The following is a 3,397-nucleotide window of genomic DNA, read 5'->3' on the forward strand; positions in this document are numbered from 1 at the left end:
CAAGCGACGGTGACGACTCGTCCGGTTCGGCGGAAACGGCGCACGGCGGGGACCATCCCATGTCCGGTATGCCGTCGATGTCCATGTCGATGCCTGCGGGGGCGGGTCAAGCGGGCGGGCAGGAGATCCTGATCTCCGATTTCAAATACACCCTGCCCGGCACGTTCGCGCCGGGAGAAGAGGTCACCGTCCGCAACGACGACACCGCCGAACACACCGTGACGGCGGACACCGGCGACCTGTTCGACGTGGAGGTCGAACCGGGTGCGACCGCGACGTTCACCGTCCCCGGTCAGCCGGGCACCTTCGCGTTCCACTGCACGTATCACCCGAACATGGTGGGCACGCTCGAGGTTCGGTGACCCCGTCAGTCGAGCGGCTCGATGCGGAACACCTCGCACCGGTCCGCGGCGGCCGCGAACGCCTCCGGGGAGGAGTTCGCGACCGTCCCGGCCTTGAGGAACATGGTGACCCCGTGCGGCACCCGGATCGGAAACTCGTGGAGGATCCGGGCCCGCTCCGACACCGGCAGGGCGACCAGCCGGACGCGCTCGCGGCGACGCCCCCGGGTCAGCTCACCGCGCCCGGCGGCCCGCGCGTTCTTCGCCCAGTCCGATTCGGCGTATCCCGCGACGACGTAGCGCCGGCCGTCCACCTCGTACGGTGACACGGGCGTAGACCGAAGCACGCCCGTCTTCCGGCCGGGGACGGTCAGCGCCGGCATCGGCATCGGAACGCCCAAGCGATGCAGGCCCACGATCACCTTGTTCACGTGGGCGAGATACCAGGGCGGCAGCACTCTTCCGGTCCGGCGCACCATGTCCTCGACTATTCCGAACCCGGTGCTGTCGTGGCAACCACCTCGTGCTGTGCCGGCGCCTCGCTGTCTCGCCACCAGCAGAACACGAACAGCGCCAGCGACGCGACGAGTGTGGAGACCACCCACACCGTGAGGGCGATGTCGACCCACGACCCGATCGGCGGGCTTCCCGGCAGGATTCCGCGCAGTGGCACGACGGCGAACAGCATCGCGGCCATCCAGCCCAGCATGTCCGTGTTGACGGCGCGCTTGCGGCGGAACGTCTGCAGCGCGACGAAGGCGGCGAGGCCCGCGAGGATCGTCATCATCAGCAGCAGGATTCCGGCGTAGATCAGGTTCCCGCCCGTGCGCGCGAACATCAGCGCGGCGCCGGTGCCGTTCCGGGACAGGTCCGTGTCGACCGCCACCTCCTCGGCGCGGGCTTTCCACCCGTCGACCCGGCCTTCCAGCAGGAGGGCCGTGGGCACCAGTTCACGGTCGGCGCCGAGGCCCTGGTACGCCTCCACCACCATCGGATTCACCTCGAACCGGTCGAACGGCCAGTAGGCCGCGTTGCCGGTGGCGATGAACTCGGTGTCGAAGGTCGTGGCCGAGGCGCCCGCCCGGAAGACGATTTCCTCGTGGCTGGTGCTCGGGATGAGCAGCAGCGTGATGTCCCGGTTCAGTGTGTCGCCGTTGGCGTGGAGGAAATCCTCACCGACGGTGATCGTCACCTCGGCCTGCACCCGGTCGGTCGTCGGCTGCAGCGACTTCGCCGTCACGAGGACCACGACCTCGTCGCTACCGATCTCGAACGGTCCGTCGTCGTCGCCGGTGCGGCTGCTCAACCCGTACACGGTGAGCGACGCGGCGTAGATCAGCGCGAGGAGAAGCGCCGGGACGGCCCACTGGAGCCGGGGGTGGTGGGATGTCATGGGCGTCGGCGGATCACAGCGCGGCGGTGGTGTTCTCGGGGTCGATCAGGATCTTCGCGTGCCCCTCGGGGCTGCCGAGCGCGGTGAACGCGGATTCGACACCGGCCAACCCGACGGTGCCGGTGATCAGCGGCGTCGGGTCGACCTTTCCGTCGGCGAGCATGTGGAGTGTGTCGCGGAATTCGCGGGGGTCGTAGGCGATGGCGAAGCGCAGGTCGATCTCCTTGTTGATCGCCAGAGCGGGCCGGAAGGTGTCGGTCTCCATGCAGACCCCGACCACGACGACACGTGACCGCAGCGGCGCGCCTGCCAGTATGCCGTCGATGACTCCGGGCATGCCGACGCACTCGAAGACGACCGGCCCGGACGGTGTCGCGCCCACCGCGTCGGCGAGGGCGAAGGCATGCCACCACGGCAGCTTCGGGATGCGGCGCAGCTTCTCCATGGTGTCCAGTCCGAGGGCGAGTACCTCCGTGATGGACGTCGTCTCCCTGCGTCGCGGATAGGACGTCCACGGTGACGCCGTGGCAGGGTCGACCACGACGTCGGCGCCGCATTGCCGGGCGAGCGCCCGCCGACGCGCGGAGAAGTCGGCGGCCACCACGGTGCGGACACCGGACGCCTTCAGCATGCTGATCACGGCGAGACCGATCGGGCCGCATCCGATGACGATCGCGGTCCGGCGCTTGCCGACATCACCCTTCCGCACCGCGTGCCACGCCACCGCCATCGGCTCGGTCAGCGCGGCCGCCTCCGTCGACAGCCCGTTGGGCACCGGCAGGGTCATCGACTCCTGCACCACCACCTGTTCCGCGTAGCCGCCCGGCGCCGAGGCCGACAGCCCGGTCAGGTGGATGTCCGACCCGGTGCGCACGATGGGCAACGCAACCACCGCGGTACCCACCGGCCACTTCTTCCGGCAGCCGGGCCCGTAGCCGGCGACGGTGCCGCTGAACTCGTGCCCGAGCACGACTCGCTGGTGGGAGCGCATGAAGTCGCGGTAGCCGGTCTCGGCCGCCAGTTCCGCCATCTCGTCGGCGTGCACGCGRGCGTGCAGGTCCGAGCCGCAGATCCCGCACCGGGACACATCGATCAGCACCTGACCCCTCACGGGGATCGGAGGCGGGATGTCATCCACCTCCAGGCGAGCCTCGGTGCAGATGACAGCCTTCATGCCGACTCCTCGGGGTGCGGTGGGCCTCCGTTCCGAACGTAGAACACTCCCGTCGCCGAGACACCACGATTGCCGAATGGCTTCAGGGTTGTCCCGCCCCGGCGATGGGTGTAGACCGACAGCATGAGCGTCCTCGGTCAGATGGACTCGTTACGTCGTGTCTTTCCCACCGCCCGCCGCAACCGGGCAGACCTGTTGCGCTGGTTGCGGCGCCGACCGCAGCTACTCGCCGCCGTCGGGGTTTACGAGTTCGCGCTCGCGACGAGCGCCAGGCTCGACCCCCGCCTCAAGGCGCTCGGCGAGATCAAGGCGGCCGCACTGACCAACTGCGAGTACTGCCTCGACATCGGATCGGCGTTCAGCCGCGCGCTCGGAGTGAGTGACGCGCAGTTGCGCGCCCTCCCGAAGTTTCGTGAGAGCAGCGAGTTCGACGACACCGAGAAGCTGGTGCTGGAATTCGCCGAGGCCATCACCCGCACACCCGCCCAC

The 3,397-nt window shown here is 69.1% G+C and carries 5 protein-coding genes; 2 read left to right on the forward strand and 3 right to left on the reverse strand.

Annotated elements, in window-relative coordinates; translation table 11 throughout:
• Nucleotides 1-362, forward strand: a 362-nt coding sequence (locus tag AC1D1G_RS43280) for a cupredoxin domain-containing protein (RefSeq protein ID WP_477956715.1), incomplete at its 5' end; no start/stop codon positions are given.
• A gap of 5 nt (nt 363-367) precedes the next feature.
• On the opposite strand, the gene AC1D1G_RS43285 is transcribed toward AC1D1G_RS43280, so the two are convergent.
• Genes AC1D1G_RS43285 through AC1D1G_RS43295 form a run of 3 tightly spaced genes read right to left on the reverse strand, consistent with a single transcriptional unit; the run spans nt 368 to nt 2,908 of the window.
• Nucleotides 368-820 (reverse strand): nitroreductase/quinone reductase family protein, encoded by a 453-nt coding sequence (locus tag AC1D1G_RS43285; RefSeq protein ID WP_054245568.1) that lies wholly within the window; start codon nt 818-820, stop codon nt 368-370.
• Between the two features lie 8 nt (nt 821-828).
• Complete coding sequence (locus tag AC1D1G_RS43290) at nt 829-1,734, reverse strand: DUF4436 family protein (RefSeq protein ID WP_477956716.1); 906 nt, start codon at nt 1,732-1,734, stop codon at nt 829-831.
• A gap of 13 nt (nt 1,735-1,747) precedes the next feature.
• Nucleotides 1,748-2,908 (reverse strand): zinc-binding dehydrogenase, encoded by a 1,161-nt coding sequence (locus AC1D1G_RS43295; RefSeq protein WP_477956717.1) that lies wholly within the window; start codon nt 2,906-2,908, stop codon nt 1,748-1,750.
• 123 nt (nt 2,909-3,031) lie between these two features.
• Between AC1D1G_RS43295 and AC1D1G_RS43300 the strand changes: the two genes are divergently transcribed.
• Nucleotides 3,032-3,397 (forward strand): carboxymuconolactone decarboxylase family protein (locus tag AC1D1G_RS43300; RefSeq protein ID WP_477956718.1); only part of this gene is annotated, 366 nt, incomplete at its 3' end.

The organism is Rhodococcus sp. P3_B8 (genome assembly GCF_056402775.1).

Coding starts and splice junctions, on each gene's coding strand:
- AC1D1G_RS43285 (WP_054245568.1), bottom strand. CDS start 820: ATGGTGCGCCGGACCGGAAGAGTGCTGCCGCCCTGGTATCTCGCCCAC.
- AC1D1G_RS43290 (WP_477956716.1), bottom strand. CDS start 1,734: ATGACATCCCACCACCCCCGGCTCCAGTGGGCCGTCCCGGCGCTTCTC.